Consider the following 24242-nt stretch of genomic DNA (forward strand, 5'->3'; position numbering starts at 1 on the left):
ACGTTCCTTCTCCTGCTCAGGGCACCCTTCGCTGCCACAGAGTGTAAGGCCCGGCACTGTAAAGCGGGATATAATCACGTTGCAAGTGTTCGTTATTGTAGATTCCGGTATACGTGCTAAAGGCGCCGGTAAGAACATACGGTGGCCTGTTGGCTAAACCGTCGTAGATAACCGGTGGCCCACCTAACCAGGCGTGACGAACCGCTCCATCCAGCAGTTCAGTTGGAACGTAGTGGTAGTTGTGATCGGTAAAGATAGCTAACTCTGGTTCCCACGTCTCAATAATGGCTGTGGTAGGCACGTGCTGATTGAGAAAAACTGCCATGCGCTGGGCTGAATCATCTGGATGAAAGACAACCTGCGCGGTTAAGCTGAGCGAGAAGCCAATGATCAGGATGAGATACATGCCGATCGCCGTAGCGAACAGCGGTTGACGGCGATTCCAGAGCCAGTTTAGCAGATCACCAATCATGCGGGCTACTGCTGGGGCACCGAGCGCAACGGCTGGAAAGGCATAACGGGGCCAGCCAAGAGAAACCAGGTACCAGCTCAGCCAGAGAACGGCAAGCAACGTTGGTACTAGTTCGGCGAAGGCCCTGGCATTGCGCTGACGACAACGCCAGAGACTGTACAATAGTGCCGGCATGAGCAAACCACCGTACACTTGCACCAGATAGCGGATCGCTCGTGTACTGGCGTCAATGTCAAAGACAAAGATGGCCCCACCCGCAGACTGGCGCGTTTTAGCCAGATTGGCACTGAAATCAGCCGGGCCAAGAAAGGCCAGCATGATCAGCAACCAACCGGCAAACATACTGCTGGCTATGACCGGTGGCGCAAGACGCAACCACCAGTCTCCAACCCGAAAGAAGCGCCAGTCAAGAAACGCTAACAACAAGAGCGATGGGGCAACAATCAGGGCAAACTGGTTTTTCGTGATCAAGGCCAGGCCAAAACCGATTCCGGCAAGTAGTGCATTGCGACGGCGATGATCTGGATGCAACACTGCACTGGTGTACGCCAGCAACCCTACTCCAAGCCAGGCCAGTCCTGGTACCTCGCCTAATACCTGACGTCCGTACTCGATCATGCCCTCAAATCCACGGGTACGTGACGCGATTAAGAGCAAGACAGTCAATAAAGCGAGGGACTTGCCGTGTAGGCGGTGGGCGAGCCGGTAAAAGATCCAGAGGGCAACCAACAAATACACCACGATCACCAGCCGCGCAGCCAGCAGATCAATACCGACAAGACGAAAGACCAGCGCAATCGGGATCATAACCGTCGGCCCTACACCAATTGTCGGCCCAAAATAACGGAACCCCTCGCTGCTGATGTCGGCATAGACGCCATAGCGGATCAACGTCTCGGGGACGTGCAGATGTGATCCTTCATCAAACCAGGTACGTGGCGCATACGGAAGATTAACGAATGCCAGCAACACAATCGTACCGATCAGTACCAGTGCTGCGACTCGTTCACCGGAACGCGCCAGTACTGATAAAGGATTCACCTGGTTGGTGGCAAGTTGCCCGTCCATAGGCTCCCCAAAGTCAATAACGATCCTGTGGCGCGGCGATCACTTTGCCGCGCCACCGCGTGTTGGATATTCGCTACTAATGCCTTACATCGTGCCGCTACCGCTCAGTCGCCGTAGCCCTTCATCGCTCAGGCTGGCGCCGATCCACTTCAGATGGTTGATACCAATTTGCCAGAGTTGTCCCCAGGTTTCCGGATTTGCCGCGCCTTTAAGGAAGGTCATAATCGGTCGTGGCCGTAACGACCACTCACGCGCAGCACGTTTGGCCCAATACTCAAGATCGGCCGAACTGAGGTGGGGATAGTTCAAGACGGTGTGGGAGTACATATCATAGTCTTCCCACTGATTCATTCGAATCCAGCCATTAGCGACGGCTTCGTAGTAGAATGGCGTACCGGGGTAGGGTGTGGCAATGTGGAAAAGCGCAATATCGAGCGGCAGCCGCTTCGAGAGGGCAATGGTCTGCTGAATCGTTTCCACCGTCTCACCGGGCAGACCAATAATGAAGTACCCCCAGTTCATAATTCCAGCACGATGGCTGGCAGCAATCGTTTCTTCGATCCGCTTTACTGTCGTACCTTTACGGGCACGCTTCAAAATCTCTTCGCTTCCGCTCTCTAGCCCCCAGGCGATCATAAAACAACCAGCCTTGCGCATCAAACGCAGCTCGTCTTCATCGACAAAATCTACCCGGCTATTGCAGCTCCAGCGCAGCTTTAAACCCTCTTTGATGATCGTATGACAGAGATCGTAGACGAACTCTTTTTTAACGGTAAACAGGTCGGCCTCAAAGTGAATGTGCTTCATCCCCATTTCTTTCAGCATCACCATCTCTTGCAAGACGTGATGCGGGCTGCGATGACGCACACTCGACTGATAGGTCACATGCTTGATACAGTAACGGCAACCGGCCGGGCAACCGCGACTGGTGAGAACGAACGTGTAAGGGCCACCGACAATAGGAACTTTGTAACGTTGCCACGGCAACTGATCGTGAAGCGGAATGGGCAGCGTGTCGAGGTCTTCGATAAATGGTCGGTCAGGGTTGATCCGCACTTCACCGTGTTCGTCGCGGTAGCCAACGCCTAGGGTTTCGCGGAGTGCTTTGGCAATAATTTTGGGATGCACACCTAAAAATCGACCGCGCGTTGTCAGATAGGAAGCATCGGGAAAGGGCAATTTGCGCCACGGCGGCGTAAGATCGGGATTGCCAACCGCTACCGTCTCAGCAGCGCGCTCTTGTTCGACCACCCGATCAATCGTGCGAATGACGTCAACAATGGTTAACTCTGGCTCGCCACGTACCACAATGTCGAGCGTTGGGTACGACTCAAGCGTTTCACGGGTCATCGGCGTGACGTGGGTACCGATCGCCATCGTAATGGTCCCCACTGCTTTGCCGATGAAGGTTGTGCGCATGTCGTTCGTTAAAGTGGGAGCCGTTGCGTGGATAATCATATAGCGCGGCTTCTTTTCCCACATATATTTCTCGAACGACTTCCAATCCATCATCAACCCGATTGCATCGATAACTTCGACCGTATAGCCAGCCTCTTTCACTACAGCGGCAATCTGAGCTAATGCGGTTTGTGGCCAGATAATGCCGTCACGAGTGCGACGACCGACACGGGCAATGTCTCGTAAGAAGAGATCGCCGTCAGGTGATGGTGGGTTGAGCACCAACACGTCGAGCCGTGGGGTCTTTTCACGTGGCATCTCAACAAAGCGGATTTCACCGGCCCGTTCGTTTGGGCGGGCGGGTGCAACCAGCTTAATCCCTGTTGGTTTGTCGCCGGGTGCCTGTTTGCGCTGAACCGGACTCGTTTCCTGCTCGCTCATGGTCTTTCCCTTTCTGATAGTGTCGCGCCGCTTCGTCTCTTGGTGATGCGGGCAGGATACCAGCGGCGAAATTGCGCTATAAATCTTGCACCAAACGAAAGTTGTATGCCATGACATATCATGGCGAAGGTCATTATCACAAAACCGGTATTTACAACTGGTCCAACCAGAATATGGAGTGGTCGATTCCAGCCGGCAATCTCGTAGCCAAATAGCATATCGATCGCTTGATGAAATTCACCGGCAATATGCTTCTCATATTCGTACCCTAAGCCAAAGAGCAATGCACTAAAAAGCCAGACAGCATTGGCACGGGTAGGTGTCCGGTAGAGCCGAATACTCAACCATAATGCTGACCCTAGTGCGAAGATGATCGGCCAGTTGTGGCTAACCAAGACTATCAAATAACCGAGAACATAGTGGCTCTGGCCAAGATGTTGTTCGCTCCATCTGAAGAATGGTTCCACGGATGCTTCCTTCATTACGCTGTCTGGGCTGCTGCTTCGACCGGTGTCGTGAGTGGTGTGTAAGTCCAATTCAGATCGGCTTCCTGCTCGATCTCACGTCGGCTTAGCTCGGCCAAAACTCGCACCAGACCCCAGGCACTGACCAGTTGAACGCCCGTCAAGACGAGCATGGCACTGACAACCGGTGCAAACCACGAGTGTGCTAAGGTAGGGTTGGTCAGATCAAAAGCGACCGCCGCCACATAGGTTGCGAATCCACCACCTATTGCCAGTAATCCCAACCACCAGTAGTGGCGCTCGATCCGTCGTCCATTGCCGCGCCGACCGAACAAACCCTGGCGAATGGCCCGTTTATGGAATAGCGTCACCAGGTAGCTAAACGAAGTACCGGTGGTGTAGAGTGTCACTCCGGCGACAGCCAACACCAGTGCGCCAAAGAGCTGAGGGAATGACCAACCACCCAGGAAGCCAAGGGCGATGCCAAGGCTCTGCCCCCCAATGATCAGTCCGGCTAACAGCAGTAACAAGAGACCGATCCCGCCGAAGATGCGCACCGGATTATATGTTAGCGCCGTCCAGACAATCGATTTAGTGAATCGGAGACCGTCGCGAATCACATGCAGTTTGCTCCGTCCGGCACGCTCTTTGTAAGGAATGGGAATCTCGACCATGCGCAGCCCTTCATGAAGGGCACGGGTACTCATGGCCGGTGTAAAATCGAGGGTGTTTGGCAGTGGGTAGATAATAGGGAGAATCGATCGTCGTAAAACGCGCTGACCACTTGCACTGTCGCTTATCCGTACACCGGCTACCAGTGAGAGCATCGTAGCAAAGATCAGATTACCAATCCGACGCACCAATGGCATTTCGCTGTGCTCGCCAGCCATCCGGCTACCGATCACAATATCTGCCCCCTCGAGAGCGACTTTACACATAGCGGGAAAATATTCGGGAGGATAGGTACTATCGGCATCGAGAAATCCGATCAGCTCTCCGCGAGCTTGGCTGAAGCCGGTCTTTAGTGCGCCACCGTAACCGCGATTCTGCTGCCGAATCAGCCGCACCTGATCACCGAAACCTTGCACAATTGCCGCAGTTCGATCTTTCGAGCCATCGTCAACGACAATGCACTCCAGATCGTCGATCCCAACCTCTTTCAGTGCCGGGCGGATAGCAAGGACTCGCTCGACAATAGCAGCAATGCCATCTTCTTCATTGTACGCCGGTATCACAACGGAAAGTGTCGTCATGTGTTCCCCTCCCCCTGCTGATATAACCCCCTCAGTAGACCGGCACGGGATGTTGTTCGTGGGAAAATGGATGGGTACGTAGATTACGAATGACCCGAGCGGGATTTCCCACGGCAATGCAGTAATCGGGAACATCCCTGGTTACGACAGCTCCAGCCCCCACAACGACGTTACGACCGATCCGCACGCCATCGAGAATAATTGCGCCGCTCCCGATCCACGATCCATCACCAATGCTGATCCCTTGCGCCGTGATCCCCTGCATACTGATCGGGCGCGTTGTATCGTAGAAAACATGATTGACGGCCAATATCTGCACCAGTGTACCCAGATACACATCATCGCCGATGGTGATACCGCCTTGCCCGCGCAAGATACAGCTCTCACCGATGAGCGAACGTCTGCCGATGGTAATGTGACTGTGCGGGAGATTGCGAAAGTTGTATACATGCAGGATGGCGTTTTTCATCACCATACTCTCGTCGCCAATCGTGATTCCGCCAGGGCAAGCGTGCAGATAGACCCCATGATCGAGGTACACTCCTTTCCCTAAGCGAACATTATCGGCAAAGCGGATCCGAACGCCGTCTTCGATAGCAACGATCCCGTCGATGTGCATCAGCGTCCGGTACACTAACGCTCGCAAGCCAATCCCAACGAGGCCAGGTATCCAACCACAAATACTTTGCACGACCTGCTCGCTGATGTAGCGGGTTAGTGAGCTTGCCTGTCGACTCAAGTAGAGACGTAGTCGCTCTTCCATAGGTATCCTGAAGCTCATCCGAGCACTGGGCGTTTGTAGAATAGTTGATAGGTCTGAATATTGACTAACGATTAGTAGATATGTTGGTGACAAAAAAATAATTATCTACTAATAGATGCTTCCATAATCACAACGGCACGTTCGGCTGCCCCACTAACGATAGGGGAGCGAGCAGTGCGAAGACGACTTAAACCAGGAGGACTGAGCCAGGTTGCAGTGCCGGTGAGAATGCTCTCGTAGGTGTTGCCGATGAGCACAGCTACACCAGCCTCAACCAAATAGCGCCATTCGGTTTCGTTGCGTACCAGCAGGATGGGTGTCCCTAAGACGGCAGCCTCTTCCTGAAGACCACCTGAGTCGGTGAGCAGGGCCTGCGCCGACTGTACCAGACAGAGGGTGTCAAGATAACCCAGTGGACGGATCGCCAGAATCCGTGGTGAGAGCTGCAAACCCTGTCGTTCAAGGGCGGCCGCAGTGCGTGGATGCACCGGAAAGACTATCCGGTAGGTTTCAGCCAGCTCGTTAAAGGCCCGAACAATCCCCGGCAGTGTATTTGGCTCGGTATTTTCGGCGCGATGTAACGTTAAGACCAGATACTCACCCGGTGTTAATTCCAGTTGTTGCAGAATTGTGCTCTTCGCTGCGCGCTCGCGATGCCGGAGTGCCGCATCGATTGCTGTCGAGCCAATGACGTGGATCCGCTCTTCCGGTAGCCCTTCAGCGCGCAAGTTCGCCGCAGCTATTTCGTCGGCAGCCAACAGAATTTCAGCGATATGATCGACAATCACGCGGTTCAGTTCTTCGGGCATTGCCCGATTAAACGAACGCCCGCCCGCTTCCAGATGCACCACCGGAAAGCCTAGCTTCGCTGCACAGAGCGCGCCGGCCATTGTGGTGTTGGTGTCGCCCTGAACAAGCACAAGATCGGGCCGCTCTTGCAGCAAGATCGGCTCTAGGCGCGAAAGAATACGGGCTGTCTGTTCTCCGTGTTGGGCTGAACCGACGCCGAGCATGTAACGTGGACGCGGGAGGTTGAGTTCTTCAAAAAAGATGGCATCAACTTCATACGAATAGTGCTGGCCAGAATGTACCAGAATATGATCGAAACGCTCTTCAAGCAGGGGAATAAGTGGTGAGAGTTTAATAATCTCAGGTCGAGTGCCGAGAACGGTCAGAACACGAGCCATCGTTTACCTCTCTTCGTATTCGAGTTGAACACCGTAATAGCGCTGCAAAAACGTGCACAATGCGTCGAGCACTGCGTTACGATCAGCACTACGTTGGTTGGTCTTTAAATCAAGCCAAAGGGTTGACTGCGCTGGACGCCAATGCTGCCGACAGATGATCCAGAGGGTTGGTTGATCAGGGTCAGAATAGGGAATATCACCACTTGCCGGCACTAGCACAATGCGGTACGTATGCCGACCAACTTGAACCAGTGGATGCGGTTCCTCAGTTAGCAGTTGCAAGTCGCCGTGATGCACACCAATAGTCAGAAAGTGACGCAGCATCTGTGCAGCGATTGCCTCAAGTCGGCGTGGCGTGATCGTGCGCTGCATCCGACTCATCGTATTTACAACCCGCGCCGGATGGCCTTCGACAATCGAGTCGCCCGGGATTTCGCCACTGACGACTGAACGCGAGTTTACAAAACTGTTATCGCCAATCGTTGTGCCGGGATGGAGAAAGACACCGGCTGCACACCAAACCCGCTGACCAATGACCACCGGTGCGAACCGTACCCAGTAACCTTCCGTGTAGGGCAAGAATGAGCCGTGCGTGTAGACCGTACAACGCGCCCCAAGTGCACTCCAATCACCCATTCGCACCTCTTCTTCGGTGTTAATGAGCGATTGCGGGCCGATGTAGCAGTGATCGCCAATCCATATCCCGGCCGCACCGTAGACCAGGGTGAAGCTGCTGATAATGCTGTAGCGTCCAATTCTGAGATCACCACCGCAATGAATAACCGTCAGCGGACGAATGGCGCTGTAATCACCGATACTGATGTGACGGCCCATCACCGTGCTGAACCAGCCAATCGATACCCCGCGCCCGATCCGGGCACCGCAAGCAATGCGTAAGATCATCGGCTTGAACGCCGGTGGCATAATAAAGAGCAACCCAAAAATGACAGTTCGCAAGATGTTCATATCGGCTGTGATGAAGTCTTCAGGGAAAGCGGTTGGTTCATCGCTTCTTCATTTAGACCGGTACTGACGGCTGCAAGCTGATTTGCTCGTGTTATCCAGTGTCTGGCAATCGCTGCCGGGGTGGCAAACCAAACGCGACCGCGTGTGGCGAGCTCTTCCCACAGGCCACGATACGTTGCAGCCCAGTTGGGGAAGAGGGTGTTATCATAGACATAATCATGAACATCGACTAGAAGCAGACCTCCCTGCTGGATAACCGTTTCGCGTAGCTCATTAAGAAGGATGTGGCGTTCGCCGGGATTAAATTGTTTCTGCCCAAACAGATGATCGTCCATCCAGCCTGTAGGCAGTTGCAGTGTCCGAATTGCCCGCCGGAGTTTCCGATGCCACGGAAAGAAGGGCCAAGTACTGCTCCGTCGCCAGCCCATATAATGGTTATGGGTCAGCGAAGCATCGTATTGAAAGCCAACCTGTTCGTGCATTAGGAGTGTCTGTTCTGGTTGGTAAGGATCAAGATGCCAGTAGTGATGGCGATTCCCTTCAATCGGTTGACCACTAGCTGTAGCCAGCCGCTCACGTTCAGCCGCCAAGATGTTGTAGTTGGTGTAGGCTAGATAACTGGCATGGAGACCAATTTCCCAGCCCGCAGCACTCAATTCACGGAAGAGTTGGCGAAAGTGAGGCTCCTGCACATCGTAGAAGGGATCAGGCCGACCGGTGGCATATTCGAGCAACGAACCTTGCCGGGCAACGAAGTAGAATGCCGAGCGGGTACCAAGTTGCTCTTCAAGAGCCATCCAGGAGTGAAAGTGCCAATGATTACGCCGACCACGTATCACATCGATTGCAGCCCGTAGCCCCTTTATCCCCTGTCGATACAGAATACGCAGTGGTTCTAGCCAGCGTACTACCTCCGGATAATCGACATCGTGACCGCAGGAAGCTGCTAGTACAGCATTGTTGGGCCAGCGTGGCATACCTGGCGGCAACCCACATCGCTGTAAAAGGTCGGCCAGCCAGCAGCCAATTGCCGAGGCTAATCCGCGGCGTAGCAAGCCTGCGGTGAGCATTGGCGAACCGCTCAAATCGCGATAGCCGTGTTTGAGCGTCGGATATTGATCTTCTTCGTAGCCACTGAGCAGCCAAAACGCAGCAAAAATCGGGTCATCGGCAATATGCAGGCTGCCATTAACTACCTGCGGGTATGCCTGCGAGGTATCGCCTTCCAGACGCGGTAAGGTGTAGCCGTGACATTGCGTATGGCCGATCAAACGAACCTGCTGAGGGTTGGCCCAACGTTCAGGCTGAGCGTGGATCACTATCTGAGCTGATGGTGCCAGCGCTGGATCGGTAACGTAGGCAATCGTTACCGCTGAGGCATTCCACGGTAGTTCCTGCCAGCCATACCCCATACCGGTAAGCAACGTGCGCCAGGTATAGGTGATTTCAGGGCGTTGTGGTGCTAGCGCCGGATCGATTGCCAGATGAACAATCGGTATCATAGACATTCCAGGTTCATCCACACAACGGCTACGACGGTTTCCGCATCTTCTTAAAGCGAGCACTGTGCTGTTCTTGGTCGGTAATCACAATCTTGACCGGAATCTTGTACGGTGCCAGTCGTTCGCGACAGAATGCGCGGACTCGTCGCTTCAACTCGGTTAGGTCTTCCGGCTCAAACAGATTAATGCGCGCTGTCACAATCTGGCCGGTGATCGGATGCCGTTCACCAACCACTGCGACATCTTTGATATTCGGTAGCTGTAACAAAACACTCTCCACTTCCGCCGGGTATACCTTTTGTCCGCCTACGTTGATGATCTCGCTCCGTCGGCCTAAGATGCGGATGTATTCCCCATCAACTTCGACCACATCCTGAGTATTCATCCATCCTTCCTCATCGAAGGGACTAGGTGCATTCAAATAGCCAAGCATCGCCGATCTGGCCCGTATCCACAAGACCCCATCGACGACTTTGGTCTCAAAACCCTCGCCGCCGATCTTGACCCATAGTGAATTGGAATCACGCGATTTCGAGCGCAGAATGCCCAGCTCGGAAAGGCCATACGTCTGCAAGAGTTGGACGTGCGGGAATAGTTCATGAATTCGTTGCAGCGTACTTTCCGGCATCACTTCCGTCCCATACGTGATCAGCTCCAGCGACGAGAGGTCGTAGCGTCGGTAGGCCTCGGAAATCAATAGCAGGTTGAGGAACGTTGGCGAGGTAGGGAGGGTTTGCACGCGATGCCGCTCAATTGCCTGACAGACAACATCGGGATCGCGCGACGACACTGCCACCGCAGTCCCTCCATTCGCCAGTGTGTAGAAGAGCGTGTTGATCCCGCCAATGTGGTCAAGGAGTAAGAAGGTCAGCGTGACCCGGCGATGACGGGGAACCTTGAATTTTTCGAGCAGCGGGATAAAATCGTGGAGGGCAGCCTTGCTCTTGCCGGTCGAGCCAGATGAGAAGAGCACCAATCCCGGATGCTGGCGTTCAATCAATTGCAACATCAACGGATTGGTAACATTTACCGGGCGTCGCTCGATCTGCCAGTGATCATCATCGGTGAAGCGTACCACGACCTGCACTTCGGCAATCGCCAGAAATTCTTCCCGTTGCGCGGCAACACTCTGGGTGAGTGGAACAACAATGGCGTTGCGTTCAATCAACGCCAACAGCAAACTTACCGCGTTTGGTGAATAATCACCCTCTATCGTGACGACCTGCCCGGGGCCAATGTCGTATTGATCGAGCACGTCGTGCCAGGACTGGATACGCGAGAGCAGATCGTGATAGGTGTATAGATGGTCGTGCCAGACAATTGCCGGATGCAACGCCCGTTGGGCCATTCGTTCATACAGCCATACAATGCTCATCACAAACCTCCATGTGGTGCTCCCGATCACCCACCACCGCCAAGATAGAGTACCTGACCGGTAATGTTGTCACTGGCCGGGTTAACGAAGAAATCAATCACGTGGGCAACATCGCGAAATGTGCCGAAGCGACGAATTGCCAGGCTGTCGATGATCTGTTGCAGTTTTTCACGCGGCACACCCCGGATCAAATCGGTCTCGATGGGCGTTGGACCAATGGCGTTCACGGTAATCCCGAACGGCGCAAACTCCCGTGCCAGCACGCGGGTCAACATCTCAACGGCACTCTTGGCTGCGACGTACAGCGCTTCACCTTCAAGCCGCAACGGCACCGCAATCGTACTGAAGTTGACAATTCGACCGTAGTTCCGTCGGCGCATGAGTTTGGCTGCTTCGCGACAGACCAGAAAACTACCCAAAACATTGATATTTAGAATCCGACCGGCAGTTTCACCCGGCATCAATAGCGCGTGGTTCATTGCGGCAATCCCGGCATTGTTAATGGCAATATCGAGCCGTCCATGCCGACGCTGAATGGAACTCAGCATCGCCTTGACCTGACTCTCGTTAGTCACATCAACGTGATGATGAGTATAGCCGGGAAGCTCCCAGTCGATTGGATTGCGGGCACACCCTTCAACAAGCGCTCCTCGTTGAAGAAAGTGTTCGACCAGGAAACGCCCGATCCCGCGACTACTCCCCGTAATAAGCACAACTTCACGTTCAGTCACTGCCTGACTCCTCGCCAATGAGCTGCTCAAGATAATCAACTAGCGCACCAACACTCCGGAACGGGCTATGACGCTGCGACATTGCCCGATCATCGGCCAGCGTAAGGGTCAAGCCAAACTGCTCTTCAAGACGCTGTTCAAGGTCGACTACCAGCGTGACCAGAGCCAACGAGTCGAGCAGTGCCCCTTTGCCAAACAGAAGCGTTTGTTCATCAAGCGTTGCGGGTATGGGGCGGTCACTTTGCTCAAGGATGTCACGCAGACCGTCGATGACCAAGTTGCTCAGTTCAGCTCGCGAAATGGGTAGACTCGTCATATTTCGTTACTCCTAATTGCCAATTACATATGTAATCAGTGGAATATAGACCCGGATGTGTGGTGTAGGTACTATCGGTGCGTTACCAATCGACGACGTAGCTGATGGTGTCTGAGATGCGGTTGGAACGATGGTGTAGGTCGCCGTTGGTGACGTGGTGCTGGTTGCCGTTGGCAATGTGGTGGCGATCGCAGTCGGCGTGTTCGTACTGGTTGCTGTTGGCGATGTGGTGGCGATCGCAGTCGGCGTGTTCGTACCGGTTGCCGTTGGCGAAGTGGTGGCAATCGCAGTCGGCGTGTTCGTGCCGGTTGCTGTTGGCGATGTGGTGGCGATTGCGGTCAGCGTGTTTGTGCTGGTTGCCGTTGGCGCAATCGTACTCGTTGGAGCCGTATTACTAAAGGGTGTGTCGGTCGACCAGTGTTGTGCTGCACCACCTGGTCGGGGCTTTAACTCGCCAGTATTCACCCCACCAGGTGCACTATCGCCGATACGAACTCCTGATCCTTCATCAAAACGATAAAGGGCAACAGTATCTGCATCGATAGTGTGTGGTGCAGTTGGGCGGGCAAAGGGTGTTGTATAACGCACCACCCGTGAGAAACGCAGGTCATCGAGCAAACCGTTGTAATAGCGACTACCGGAATAGTCATGCTTTTCCGCACCCAGCACCAGATACGGGTCACTATTTGGATAACCGGTTGGTCGGTTTGTTCGGTAATCAATCCGACCTACTGCACCGTTCAATTCCCCATCGAGTTGCCCATCTACAAATAGTCGGATCTGACCGCTCTCTGCACGGGTAATCGCAATATGGTGCCAGACACCGTCAGTAACTACCGTGTTACCAATTAATAATCTATCGTCGGTGCCAACACTAACTCCAACAACCAGGCGTTGATCACAGATGGCAACCCCGTAATCGCCATAATCACCTGCTCCAAAGACATCGCGATCAAGGATGATATTCCCGGTATACCATCCATTGGAACATGCGGGAGCATTGTTGTTGGAGGCAGTTGCTTTCATCCAGAACTCAATGGTGAATACGTTAACCAGATTGATCGGGTACGAAGTGGTCATTCGTCCATTGCTGTCAATCAATCCCAATGGTATTTTGACCCGATCACCGTCATTGGTATCGCTGCCGTAAAAGCGCACCGAATACCCATTTTGGGACTGGGTTACGTGTGCAGGCTGTAATGTTCCGAACAGAAACGCTGTAACCAGCAGGCCCGATAGCGTGGAACTGAACGTTCTGTAATACCATGGGTACGCCTCATAACACCCCATTTGCCCGCTCCATTCTGAGGTGAACATCACGACGCTTGTCCAAAACCCTTCTCCATCGGCTGAACTGGGATGTATACCCTTGAATAGGCGGTACCGTCTACATTCTTTATATGGCCCATGTGTTGTGGCCTCATTGAGCGAGTGTTGTCACCCTAGTCATCGCGATATCGAGATTCGTGACGCCTGTAGCCTAGCAAGATCGATTGAATAACAACTAAATCAAGTATCTGTCGATAGTGAACAAAATGTCATCGTCTACCAATTGCCATGTCGTTTCCGTGGTGACAGAGGGGCGAATACGGTTTTCGACCCTCTGCTGCTAATTCGGGCAAACAGGCTCTGGACAAATACTCTTTGGGATAGTTGTCAGGTGCGAACGTTCATCAATGACCAGATAGCGACTGTAGCTATTGAACATAAGCGGTATGTAGTATCGATAAACAGTCGGTGCAGAAATAGCTGTTGGAACTGGTGTGCGGGTCGCCGTCGGCGTGTTGGTTGCCGTCGGTGTGTTCGTCGGCGTGTTGGTCGCCGTCGGCGTGTTCGTCGGCGTGCTGGTCGCCGTCGGCGTGTTGGTCGCCGTCGGCGTGTTCGTCGGCGTGCTGGTCGCCATCGGCGTGTTCGTCGGCGTGTTGGTCGCCGTCGGCGTGTTCGTCGGCGTGCTGGTCGCCGTCGGCGTGTTCGTCGGCGTGCTGGTCGCCGTCGGCGTGTTGGTCGGCGTCTCGGTCGCCGTCGGCGTGTTGGTCGCCGTCGGCGTGTTGGTCGGCGTCTCGGTCGCCATCGGCGTGTTGGTCGGCGTCTCGGTCGGCGTTGGCGTGTTCGTCGCCGTGTTGGTTGCCGTCGGTGTGTTCGTCGGCGTGTTGGTCGCCGTCGGCGTGTTGGTCGGGGTCTCGGTCGGCGTGGGCGTACTGGTCGCCGTCGGGGTGTTGGTCGGCGTATTGGTCGCCGTCGGCGTGTTGGTCGGGGTCTCGGTCGCCGTCGGTGTGCTGGTCGGCGTATTGGTCGCCGTCGGTGTGCTGGTCGGCGTATTGGTCGCCGTCGGTGTACTGGTCGGCGTGTTGGTCGCCGTCGGCGTGTTGGTCGGCGTGTTGGTCGCCGTCGGTGTACTGGTCGGCGTGTTGGTCGCCGTCGGCGTGTTGGTCGGCGTGTTGGTCGCCGTCGGCGTGTTCGTTGGCGTGTTGGTTGCCGTCGGCGTGTTCGTCGGCGTGCTGGTCGCCGTCGGCGTGTTCGTTGGCGTGCTGGTCGCCGTCGGCGTGTTGGTTGGGGTCTCGGTCGGCGTTGGTGTGTTCGTTGGCGTGTTCGTCGCCGTCGGCGTGTTGGTCGGCGTCTCAGTCGGCGTTGGTGTGTTCGTTGGCGTGTTCGTCGCCGTCGGCGTGTTCGTTGGCGTGCTGGTCGGGGTCGGGCTTGGCGGTATGAGTGGTAACTCTACTGCTTCATACCCGATTACTTCACGGGCATTAAAGACCTGTACCAGAGCTGAGGTATCGGAGCTTAATCCACTCAGGGTAAAAGTAATGCTCTTATCCCCAGCAGACGCACCGACCGGAAGACGAAGCAGTAACGCGCCACGGGCTACACCTGCCGCAACATCATCAGTCACTGCCGCTGGATCAGCAACGAATGCTGCACCACTACCAAACCCACTGACTGCCCCAACACTAACTGCACTGAGAGGGATGTCTGGCGGTAAGGTGATTAATACACTTCCACCAGCCGGAATAGCCGCTGTCGTAAACGATAGCGTGTAAGTTGTTCCCGTTTGCTCAACATTGACTCCGAGCGGATTGCCTGGTGTCATTGTTGCCAGGGCAAAACGACGGGCATTAGGGCGAGTACTGGTCGTGTAATACATTCGGTAGGATGCACCTTCTTTCAGTACGCGCACTGCCCAGACCTCATCAGGTGTCCCAACGTTAATGCTATCCATTGCCCCAGTCCAGACCGCGGTGTTGGGTGTAGCCCGAATCCAGTTGCGTCCATCGGTGGAAACAAGGTAGCCAGTGGTGTAGCCAGTGGTATAGCCATTCGCTTCAAACCACATTCGGTAGATGGCTCCGTCTTTGATGACCATCGGCACACCAACGTTATTGTCATCAAAGTCACCGAAAGGGCCAGGTTGAACGACCGATCCGTCGCTGTAAAGCGGCATACGGGTCCAATTAATGCCATCAGGCGAGACAGCGTAGCCGATGCGGAAGGTGTAACTGGGGGAAGTTGTGACCCCTTCAAACCACATCCGATGGCATACCCCGCTGGTTCGTCCACCTTCACACGGAGCAATCGGTGAGGCGTTATCGACCAGCACTACCGGCGCGACTACATAACTTGTGTCAAATTGTCCAACAATCCTGGATGGTGCTACAACTGCACCGTTAGAGAAAGGGCCATTCACTCGTGTCCAATTGATACCATCCGTTGATTCCGCAAGACCGATGCTATCAATTACCCCACGAGCCGAAAATCCAGAATAGTACATGCGAAAGACACTACCATATCGAATGACGTACATCGTAGAGACACCAAATTCGTCGAAGCGACCAGAGATACCAGAACCTGCAAAGACGGCTCCATCGGTTAGTGGGCCAGGCACACGAGTCCAGGTAATCCCATCGGGTGAAACCGCATAACCGATCCGACGATTGGCATCGGTAGGATTATCGACTCCAACGTACCACATTCGATAACAGATACCACTAGTACGACCACCTTCACACGGACGGAGGGTTGATGCCTCGTCTCGTATGACGCTTGGTGGAAAGATTTCTTCAGTATCGAAATTGGTGCCGCCGCCACCGCAGCCACTGTCCACATCACCGAAGATTGCGCCATCGGCGCATGGCCCATTTACCTGCGTCCATGGTTGACTGTTTGGGGCTGGATCGGGTGGTGGTGTAGGCGTTGGTGACGGTCCTGGTGTGTTCGTCGGTGTGTTGGTCGCGGTCGGTGTGTTCGTCGGCGTGTTGGTCGCCGTCGGTGTATTGGTCGGCGTGTTGGTTGCTGTCGGTGTGTTCGTCGGCGTGTTGGTCGCCGTCGGCATCGGCGTGTTGGTTGGTGTCGGCGCTACACCACCGGCCCCAATCGTCACACTGGCATATTCGAGTACTTCACGACTGTCGAAGGTTTGCACGAGAACAGTGGTGTCATCAGCAGGCGGAGGGCTTATTGAAAAGGTAATACTCTTAGGACCAGGAGCTGCATCAGCACTTAGGCGTACCAATAGCGCTCCGCGTGCATCTCCTCCTGATTCGGCATCGGTGAGAATCCCCTCCTCTAGCGTTAGTGTTGCGCCGCCGCCAAAGCCACTCAAGCCAACCGGTGTAATCGTCGAAGTCGCAACACTCGCTGGAAAGCTGATAAGCACATATCCCGTTGCCGGTATTGAAGAAGCAGTGGTAAACGTTACGGTGTAGTTGGTTCCTATCCCGCTCAAGCCAACGGCGCTCAGTGGTGTGCCTGGTGTCATCTGGGCCAATCCCACTCGGCGCGAATTTTCACGAGTGGTATGGTTGTACCACATGCGGTAGCTTAGCCCCTCTTTGATCACAAACGGACTCCAGACATTGTCTGGGCTTAGTGTACCGGGATCGTCGCTACCACTCCACACCGGATCGTTTGGTTGTGGGCGCACCCAGTTTACCCCATCGAGGGAAACGACGTGCCCAATCCGATGAGCGCCACTAGCATCCTGGGCGCTGTACCACATTCGATAACGCAGCCCATCCTTCACAACAGCAGCAACAGCAGCGTTGCGGGCATCAAAAGTTCCGGTTGGACCTTCACCAATCACACTCCCATTGGTTCCCGGCCCAGGGATACGAGTCCAGTTCAAGCCATCTGGTGAAACGGCGTAGCCAATGAAGAAGCGATTGCTACTATCGATACCCTGGTACCACATGCGGTAGCATAAACCAGATGTGCGACCAGCTTCGCAGGGTGCGGTAGTGGTAGCAAGGTCGCGGATCACACGCGAGGCCGCAACGATACTCTGATCGAACGTACCGGCTACACCAGACGGTCGCAGTACGGCCCCACCGCTGAGTGGGCCGGGAACACGACTCCAGGTCACGCCATCAGAAGAGGTAGCTAGTCCAATAGAAAAAGTACTGCCATCACCACCGGTATACCACATCAGGTATCCTGCCGCAGTGCGAATGACACTAGGGAAGGAAACATTGGTACTGTCAAAGTTTCCAGATGGGCCAGGACCGAGAACACTGCCACTTGGTCCAGGACCCACGACACGGGTCCAGGTAATGCCATCAGGAGAGAGTGCAAGACCGATACGGCGGACGCCAAAGGCATCGAAACCGGTGTACCACATTCGGTAACAGACTCCAGTTGTTCGTCCACCTTCGCAGGGTGCAACAGGCGATGAGTTATCACGGATAATTGAATGACCGTAAATCTGGGTGGTATCGAAACCGGTACCACTACCACCGCAAGCATCGCCAGCAAGACCAAATACAGCTCCTTCCAGAGCTGGTGGACAGCTTCCTGGCTGGTGAGACCACGTCTGACGATTAGGGATCGTTGCCGAAACCGGTGTGGGTGGAAATAGATTAGCAACGAGCAGGAGCAGTAGTAATGTAATCGCGCACGAACCGGTTAGCCGTATCCAGTACCGAGCATTCTGCGTAGGTTGCACAGTCCCCCCCTGAATATCTGGTACCGACAGTCTAAAGAGAAAACCTGAACAACCTTTGAACGTGACAGGGGTGAAGGTGAGAATTATGTCATAACCGACAAGTCTCGCCGAAGGATCTTGTTGAGAGAGATGAAAGTCGTGTCTGTGCCGCTCGCCACTAGTTCCCACGCACTAGAACAACAATACCTTGTACCTGGAATACGATTTGTTCTCCCGGTTCGACAACGACTGGATGGTAATAAGTCTCGACGATACGATACTTCAGTGATCGATGAGATGGTGGATAAGATTGAATTGTATCGGCAATCATATGATCACCATCAATAATAATCTTTCCACGAGACTGAAAGAGAAATACATACGGTAACGACTCCTGTACATGACTGAGATCGACGATGTATTCACCACTAGAATGTTCGACAATATAACTCGCCACCCGATCCTTGTTAACAAAAACCGTCCCATATTCTCCTTGACCACCTGTCTGTTCTAGAAAACGCGCTGCGTACCCTATTGTTATTAAATTAAGTAAACACATGATTGTCAGAACTACCAAAAAGATCAATCTTACTTGTACAGTATCTTTCTTGAGAAAAATCCTTGAACTCAATATCTCAAACCCTCTTGCTATCACCAGCAGCGGCAACGGATAGATAAAGAGGAAGTAGTGCCGCTGAATCAAACTTCTTGAAAAAAAGAGATAAGCCAGAGGTAAAAGTAAAATTAGCAGCACTATTGCATCTTTATATGAAATTCTAAAACGCAACCGATCAACCTGTGAATCACCGGCGATGTAGTAAAATATAGCAGCGAGACAAATCATAAATACTAGCGAATACAAAACACCTTGACCCCAATCGATAAATGACGGCAGGTGCTGAGACTTCGATAATTTACTTACCCACAATCCTTGCCCTGATAGGACATTGGAAAAATTCCATATCGTTTTGGCGAAGTGAAAGATTCTCGGCTCATCGACGGCATGGAGAGAAGGAAGCGACATGATACTCTTGATATGAACAAAATCTGAAGTCAGGTCGTAGATAATATTGGGTGCATACCCTATAGCAACACCGAAAGTGTAAAATGATACTTGCCATTTTGTTTTACTATAGATAAGCAAAATCAACATACTTGTCCCTACAATTGCCAGCACTGAAAGGTGCAACTGGAGGCCTAGACCAAGTAAAATACCGGTCAAAGTGTAATCAATAACCCTATCTTTTTCGAGCGCATTGATCAAGCACAATAACACCAGCGGAATGAGAAAGGGGAACAGCGACTGCGGCCAGAACATGCGACTGTACAACACAATCCATGGTGACACGCTGGCAAGCGTTGCCATTATCAGGCCAACATTGCGCGAATACAGACGACACCCTACAAGATAAACTAAATAGACACCAAATACATTTAGCGTCGCAATAAGTGCCGAAACAAAGAATGGCTTGTAACCGAATACTGCAAATACAATTGCTGTTATGTAGGATAGAGCGGGACCGTTATATAGCGGTGAACGAACACTTCCAACCTGTTGACCGACTAACGGATAATAATCTCCCTGCAAGATGCGATACCCATCAAGTGCCCAGTATGCCGAGTCATGGCGAAACTCCATCATTGAGAGTGAACTAAGTCTGAGTACAGCAGCTATGAACAGTACTAACAATAAATAAATGCGCCACCCGTAAGTATTCCACTTTACCATAACACCTGTCTCGGCAAATGGCTGATTGGCGACCGTCTTCTGATTGTGCACTGACTTGCTCCTTCTTCAGTTCATGCCAACCATCTGGTGCTGATGTTTGGCGGTTTGATCTGCGTAAACAATAGCCTCACCGTCTACGCAAATACCCTACTTCTGCCGGGGCTTCCATTGTGGTATCGTGCAGAACACTCATGCGATCTTTTCACCATTCCAGCGTTTGTCAGACAGTCATACCCTACCAAACAGGTATGACGACGCTTTATAAAAAGAAGAGGAGAACGATGATAGCTTTGTTATCTTTTGTCAGCTCTGATTGTGACGGAAACCTTACCACTCGCAAACGTCGCCTCGCCCCCAACACCTATGCTGTTAGCGCGCTTTATTTTGTAGAATCCCGAAGCTGTGCTTCAGCAGTTCAATGTGCTTGCTATGGATCACGTTTGACTCTCTCCCCTGCCTCCCCCAATGAGAAGAGGAAGGGAAGAGGTTGGAGGTACGAGACCCGTTCCTTTCTGAAAAGCTAACCCCCTCTTGCTCTCATCTGGTGAGAACAAGAGGGGGCAACGAAAGATGAAGACTACCTTATGTCACGAACGCTTCACCCGATAACCAGCAGCCTCACGATCCCATGCCTGGCCGATCCCTTCGGCTTTGAGTTTGTACTTCTCAACCCGTTCAGTCGCCGTCTTGGGCAGGCTCTCGCGGAATTCAATGTAGCGCGGTACCGCGTAGTAGGCCAACCGCTCTTCACACCAGCGCACCAGATCAAGCGGATCAAGCGTTGCCCCGGGACGCAGCACCACCACAACCTTGACCTCTTCCTCGCCTAATTCACTGGGCACGCCTATTGCAGCACTTTCGAGCACGGCTGGATGTGCATTTACTGCCCGCTCAACCTCCCACGAGGAGATGTTCTCGCCGCGACGACGAATCGACTGCTTGAGCCGATCAATGAAGATCGCGTATCCAGCCTCGTCAAGCTGACCAAGATCACCGGTATGAAACCATCCCCCCCGCAGTGCCGTTGCCGTTTGCTCAGGCTGACGATAGTAACCCATCATTATGAGATGTTCTCGTTGCGGACGAATAACGATCTCGCCGGGAACACCTGCCGGTAGCGGGGTATCGTCGGCGCCGAAAATGGCCAACTCAAAGCCTGGCATCGGCTTGCCAAACGTACCGACTCGTACTGCATCCCGTGGATTAGCCACACAAAAACCGGTAGTCTCAGTTAACCCATACCCTTCAATAATCGTCAGGCCAAACCGCTCTTCAAATGCTCGCCACAGATCAGGTGGGGTAGCCGCACAGGCAGCGATCCGCACCCGGTGCGACCGATCATCGGGCGAAGGTGGTTGCTTCATTAAGATCGGAATCATTGCCGCCAACAGATTGCACACGGTCGCTCCCAGATCGGCCAGTTGTCGCCAGTAACGCGAGGCGCTGAACTGCTCGATCAGGGCGATGGTCGTACCGCGATAGATGGCGGGTAACACCGTATGCGCCTGCGCATTAATGTGAAACAGCGGCAAACTGGTACCAAACACATCATCGGCGGTCGCGCCAATCATAACATCGGCAAACAGTGCTGCCGAATGGAGATACGCATGATGATTGAGCATCACACCTTTAGGTGGACCGGTAGTACCAGAAGTATAGAGAATACTATGCAAATCGGTAGCGTTACCAGGTGAGGGATCGACGGGCTGCGCAGAAGTGAGTGCCTGATTCCAGGCGATTGCTTCGGGCAGCGCTTCACCATCACCCCGCACGATCACATGTTGCAATGTTGGCAACCGGTTGCGCAACGTAGTAATCCGTTCATACAAATGCGGCTCAATAATGAGCACCGTTGCACCGGCATGGTCAAGGATATAGTGAAGTACATCACCCTTCAAGTGGATATTGATCGGCACAACAACTGCGCCAAGACAGGCACACCCAAACCACGCCCAGAGATAGTCTGGCGTGTTGCCGAGCATCAGCCCCACTCGATCACCTGGTCGTACACCAAGATCACCCAACACACCCGCTGCCCGACGTGCTAACATTGCCGCTTCTGCATAACGCCACTGCTGGTCGGCAAACCTGAGCAAAATCCGATCAGGTTGCAGTTCTGCCTGCTCTGCAAGCGCATGCCAGATCGTGTTCATCATGACGAGCCTCAAACGTTATACAACCGTTTACCCAGCCGACACGTACCGGCCTTCCCAGGTTCATTTCGTATTACTACCGATAGTGTTCACCCATCATTGCCAACAACTGTTCATCACGACAACTGCTCTTCACGCTGAGCACACCCAGCCAGCCTACACCGGCGCCGACCAACAGTAAAGGTAACCACGAGCTACCCAACACCGGCCAGTACATGCTCAACGTGGCAACGGCACCACCTCCCAGCCCATAATACCATTGCACCCCAAGCGCCATCACACCGAACGCACTTACCTGCAATGGATGCAATCGTGGCCCGTTCACCCGGCACGAAAAGGCTACCCGCTCCTGCCAGTGTCGAATCACCCCTCCAACGACAACACTCAGCGCCATCCCCATCGCTGCGCCGCCACTCCCAAGCACTATCTCTAACCCGACGGCAACGAACAAGCCGATGATCACAACTCCAGGCCAGAACAACCACCGACGCCTCATACACAACTCCTACGTTAGCTTTACCGGCCCCAATTCAGCTTCGAGCACCTCAACGGCGGTACGCAGTACCTTGATCCGCGCATACTTCTTATCTTCCGCCTCAACAATAGTCCACGGCGCATATGGTGTACTGGTGCGCAACAGCATCTCATCGGCTGCTTCAAGATAGGCAGGCCACTTCTCGCGGTTACGCCAATCTTCGTCGGTCAATTTCCAGGCTTTGTAGGGTACGTGTTGCCGCGCTTCAAAACGCCGTAACTGCTCTTCAGGGCTGATATGCAACCAGAACTTGGCCATAATCGAACCGAAATCAACTAATTGGCGCTCGAACTGATTAATTTCGGCATACGCCCGCCGCCACTCGTCAGGCCGGGCGAAACCCTCAACCCGCTCAACCAGAACCCGCCCATACCACGAACGGTCAAAAATGGCAAACTGACCACGGGGAGGTAGACGACGCCAAAAGCGGTAGAGATAGTGGCGCGCCTTGTCGTCACCAGAAGGAGCAGCAATGGCATGCACGGTATACGCACGTGGATCGAGTTCGGCGGTCAAGCGCTGAATGGCGCCACCTTTCCCGGCAGCATCCCATCCTTCAAACACGAATATAACCGGTCGCTTTTGATGGTATACCTGTAAACCGAGCAGATAAAGTTTGGCCTGCAACCGCTTCAATTCGTGGTGATAGGTTTCGTCGTCCAGCCGTAAACTGAGATCAACCCGCTGTAATGGACTGGCTGCACGCAATAGCGGGGCAACCGACGCCGTTACAATCGGTGTTGGGGTTGGTTTACCTGGTTGGGGAAGGAACATTGTGCGCTCAACACTCGTTTCTACTGCCACCGGCTGTACCGGCATCCGAAGTTCGATGTAAGAGCGCCGCAAGGCCGATCCGCTGTCATCAAGACTGGCTCCCCGATCAAGAGCCGTTATCCCCAAGCGGCTCTCCAGCGCACCAACAATGATCTGCAATACGGTAAGGCGAGCGTACCGTTTATCGGCAGCAGGAACAACATGCCAGGGCGCAAAGGCGGTATCAGTGCGCGAGAGCATCTCTTCGACGGCCAGATAGACCTGTTTATAGTGGCGATGCTGCCACCGATCTTCATCCGTTACCCGCCAGGCATTGAGTGGATCGGCCAGCAACTTTGCGAAACGGCGTGCCTGTTGTTTTTTCGTGATATGCAACCAAAACTTAATGATAAATGCGCCATCATCGGCCAGTTGACGCTCAAAGATGACCGCGTCTTCACAACGGGTACGCCACTGATCGCGATCACCACCACTGATGTAGGAAGCCAGCAACTCGCGATACCACGAGCGGTCAAAGAAACTCATCTGCCCATAACTAGGAATTTTCAACCAGAAACGGTACAACCATGGATACTGCTGCTCATACGTTCGTGGCGGCGTAATTGAATGCACACGAAACCCACGCGGATCGAGCCGACGGGTTAAGGTCGCAATCGTGCGAGCTTTTGCGGTTCCGGCCCACCCTTCAAACACGAAAATCGTCGGAATACGCGCCTCTAGCAGCATCTGTTCGAGGTCAAAGAGGCGGGCCTGTAACTCTGGAGCTAATTGGTCGTAATCGGCTTTTCTCAACTTCACATCGGTAATACAACGGTCAAGCATGGATTTGTTCCTTGGAGTACGAAGTCAAAGCAAGTGCTGTCTGCGTCTTCATTCGGTATTCGTTATGATACGTTTTGCTGTAGATTCCATGGGCAGTCACCAGACATGCGACCCTGCGTTCGACCCAGGCACAGTAACGCGAGAGGAACTTACCCTTATCATACCAGACATTGCAAGCAAACAGTACATACCAGCGGACAGGTGGGGAACGCCGCCCCGTCGTTCTCCCCACTTCCCGCAGGCGGCTTGGAAACCCGCCTCTACGTTCTATACACTTCCCGCAGGCAGCTTGAAAAGCTGCCTCTACGTTCTATACACTTCCCGCAGGCGGCCTGGAAACCCGCCTCTACGTTCTACACACTTCCCGCGGGCGGCTGGG

Annotated in this window: 17 protein-coding genes; all 17 read right to left on the reverse strand. The window is 53.6% G+C overall.

Annotated elements, in window-relative coordinates:
• Window positions 1-16: 16 nt before the first annotated feature.
• Entirely contained in the window at window positions 17-1540 is a 1524-nt protein-coding gene (locus tag QTO31_RS12190) for an ArnT family glycosyltransferase (protein WP_301429270.1), read from the reverse strand.
• A gap of 84 nt (window positions 1541-1624) precedes the next feature.
• The gene (locus QTO31_RS12195) at window positions 1625-3379 is read right to left on the reverse strand and encodes a B12-binding domain-containing radical SAM protein (protein ID WP_301429271.1); all 1755 of its coding nucleotides are present in this window, start codon (window positions 3377-3379) and stop codon (window positions 1625-1627) included.
• Window positions 3376-3846 carry a hypothetical protein gene (locus QTO31_RS12200; RefSeq protein ID WP_236631185.1) on the reverse strand — a complete coding sequence of 157 codons (471 nt, stop codon included), beginning with the start codon at window positions 3844-3846 and terminating at the stop codon, window positions 3376-3378. The genes QTO31_RS12195 and QTO31_RS12200 overlap by 4 nt, the downstream gene beginning before the upstream one ends.
• Window positions 3847-3860: 14 nt before the next feature.
• The gene (locus QTO31_RS12205) at window positions 3861-5096 is read right to left on the reverse strand and encodes a glycosyltransferase family 2 protein (RefSeq protein WP_031459505.1); all 1236 of its coding nucleotides are present in this window, start codon (window positions 5094-5096) and stop codon (window positions 3861-3863) included.
• Between the two features lie 31 nt (window positions 5097-5127).
• Window positions 5128-5859 (reverse strand): acyltransferase, encoded by a 732-nt coding sequence (locus QTO31_RS12210; RefSeq protein ID WP_301429272.1) that lies wholly within the window; start codon window positions 5857-5859, stop codon window positions 5128-5130.
• Between the two features lie 101 nt (window positions 5860-5960).
• Complete coding sequence (gene wecB / locus QTO31_RS12215; RefSeq protein ID WP_031459507.1) at window positions 5961-7046, reverse strand: non-hydrolyzing UDP-N-acetylglucosamine 2-epimerase; 1086 nt, start codon at window positions 7044-7046, stop codon at window positions 5961-5963.
• A 3-nt stretch (window positions 7047-7049) separates the two neighbouring features.
• On the reverse strand, window positions 7050-8012 hold the full coding sequence (locus tag QTO31_RS12220) for a transferase (protein WP_301429273.1): 963 nt from the start codon (window positions 8010-8012) through the stop codon (window positions 7050-7052).
• Window positions 8009-9514 carry a polysaccharide deacetylase family protein gene (locus QTO31_RS12225; RefSeq protein ID WP_301429274.1) on the reverse strand — a complete coding sequence of 502 codons (1506 nt, stop codon included), beginning with the start codon at window positions 9512-9514 and terminating at the stop codon, window positions 8009-8011. Before QTO31_RS12225 ends, QTO31_RS12220 begins: the two co-directional genes overlap by 4 nt.
• 28 nt (window positions 9515-9542) lie before the next feature.
• Window positions 9543-10889 carry an ANL family adenylate-forming protein gene (locus tag QTO31_RS12230; protein WP_301429275.1) on the reverse strand — a complete coding sequence of 449 codons (1347 nt, stop codon included), beginning with the start codon at window positions 10887-10889 and terminating at the stop codon, window positions 9543-9545.
• A 26-nt stretch (window positions 10890-10915) separates the two neighbouring features.
• The gene (locus QTO31_RS12235; RefSeq protein ID WP_301429276.1) at window positions 10916-11620 is read right to left on the reverse strand and encodes an SDR family NAD(P)-dependent oxidoreductase; all 705 of its coding nucleotides are present in this window, start codon (window positions 11618-11620) and stop codon (window positions 10916-10918) included.
• Entirely contained in the window at window positions 11613-11936 is a 324-nt protein-coding gene (locus QTO31_RS12240) for a hypothetical protein (protein WP_301429277.1), read from the reverse strand. The genes QTO31_RS12235 and QTO31_RS12240 overlap by 8 nt, the downstream gene beginning before the upstream one ends.
• Window positions 11937-11948: 12 nt before the next feature.
• Complete coding sequence (locus QTO31_RS12245; protein WP_301429278.1) at window positions 11949-13226, reverse strand: LamG domain-containing protein; 1278 nt, start codon at window positions 13224-13226, stop codon at window positions 11949-11951.
• 319 nt (window positions 13227-13545) lie between these two features.
• Window positions 13546-17871 (reverse strand): hypothetical protein, encoded by a 4326-nt coding sequence (locus QTO31_RS12250; RefSeq protein ID WP_301429279.1) that lies wholly within the window; start codon window positions 17869-17871, stop codon window positions 13546-13548.
• Between the two features lie 157 nt (window positions 17872-18028).
• On the reverse strand, window positions 18029-19630 hold the full coding sequence (locus QTO31_RS12255) for an ArnT family glycosyltransferase (RefSeq protein ID WP_301429280.1): 1602 nt from the start codon (window positions 19628-19630) through the stop codon (window positions 18029-18031).
• Between the two features lie 536 nt (window positions 19631-20166).
• Entirely contained in the window at window positions 20167-21732 is a 1566-nt protein-coding gene (locus tag QTO31_RS12260; protein ID WP_411278401.1) for an ATP-dependent acyl-CoA ligase, read from the reverse strand.
• A gap of 76 nt (window positions 21733-21808) precedes the next feature.
• Complete coding sequence (locus QTO31_RS12265) at window positions 21809-22228, reverse strand: hypothetical protein (protein WP_031461299.1); 420 nt, start codon at window positions 22226-22228, stop codon at window positions 21809-21811.
• Between the two features lie 9 nt (window positions 22229-22237).
• Window positions 22238-23863 (reverse strand): hypothetical protein, encoded by a 1626-nt coding sequence (locus QTO31_RS12270; protein ID WP_031461300.1) that lies wholly within the window; start codon window positions 23861-23863, stop codon window positions 22238-22240.
• Window positions 23864-24242: the final 379 nt, after the last annotated feature.

Origin of the sequence: Chloroflexus sp. MS-CIW-1 (assembly GCF_030444705.1) — a bacterium.
Taxonomy (GTDB): domain Bacteria; phylum Chloroflexota; class Chloroflexia; order Chloroflexales; family Chloroflexaceae; genus Chloroflexus.

What these genes read in the sequence shown, in the direction of transcription:
- QTO31_RS12190 (WP_301429270.1), bottom strand. Translation starts at nt 1,540, where the DNA reads ATGGACGGGCAACTTGCCACCAACCAGGTGAATCCTTTATCAGTACTG.
- QTO31_RS12195 (WP_301429271.1), bottom strand. Translation starts at nt 3,379, where the DNA reads ATGAGCGAGCAGGAAACGAGTCCGGTTCAGCGCAAACAGGCACCCGGC.
- QTO31_RS12205 (WP_031459505.1), bottom strand. Translation starts at nt 5,096, where the DNA reads ATGACGACACTTTCCGTTGTGATACCGGCGTACAATGAAGAAGATGGC.
- QTO31_RS12210 (WP_301429272.1), bottom strand. Translation starts at nt 5,859, where the DNA reads ATGGAAGAGCGACTACGTCTCTACTTGAGTCGACAGGCAAGCTCACTA.
- wecB (WP_031459507.1), bottom strand. Translation starts at nt 7,046, where the DNA reads ATGGCTCGTGTTCTGACCGTTCTCGGCACTCGACCTGAGATTATTAAA.
- QTO31_RS12220 (WP_301429273.1), bottom strand. Translation starts at nt 8,012, where the DNA reads ATGAACATCTTGCGAACTGTCATTTTTGGGTTGCTCTTTATTATGCCA.
- QTO31_RS12225 (WP_301429274.1), bottom strand. Translation starts at nt 9,514, where the DNA reads ATGATACCGATTGTTCATCTGGCAATCGATCCGGCGCTAGCACCACAA.
- QTO31_RS12230 (WP_301429275.1), bottom strand. Translation starts at nt 10,889, where the DNA reads ATGAGCATTGTATGGCTGTATGAACGAATGGCCCAACGGGCGTTGCAT.
- QTO31_RS12240 (WP_301429277.1), bottom strand. Translation starts at nt 11,936, where the DNA reads ATGACGAGTCTACCCATTTCGCGAGCTGAACTGAGCAACTTGGTCATC.
- QTO31_RS12245 (WP_301429278.1), bottom strand. Translation starts at nt 13,226, where the DNA reads ATGGGGTGTTATGAGGCGTACCCATGGTATTACAGAACGTTCAGTTCC.
- QTO31_RS12260 (WP_411278401.1), bottom strand. Translation starts at nt 21,732, where the DNA reads ATGAACACGATCTGGCATGCGCTTGCAGAGCAGGCAGAACTGCAACCT.
- QTO31_RS12265 (WP_031461299.1), bottom strand. Translation starts at nt 22,228, where the DNA reads ATGAGGCGTCGGTGGTTGTTCTGGCCTGGAGTTGTGATCATCGGCTTG.
- QTO31_RS12270 (WP_031461300.1), bottom strand. Translation starts at nt 23,863, where the DNA reads ATGCTTGACCGTTGTATTACCGATGTGAAGTTGAGAAAAGCCGATTAC.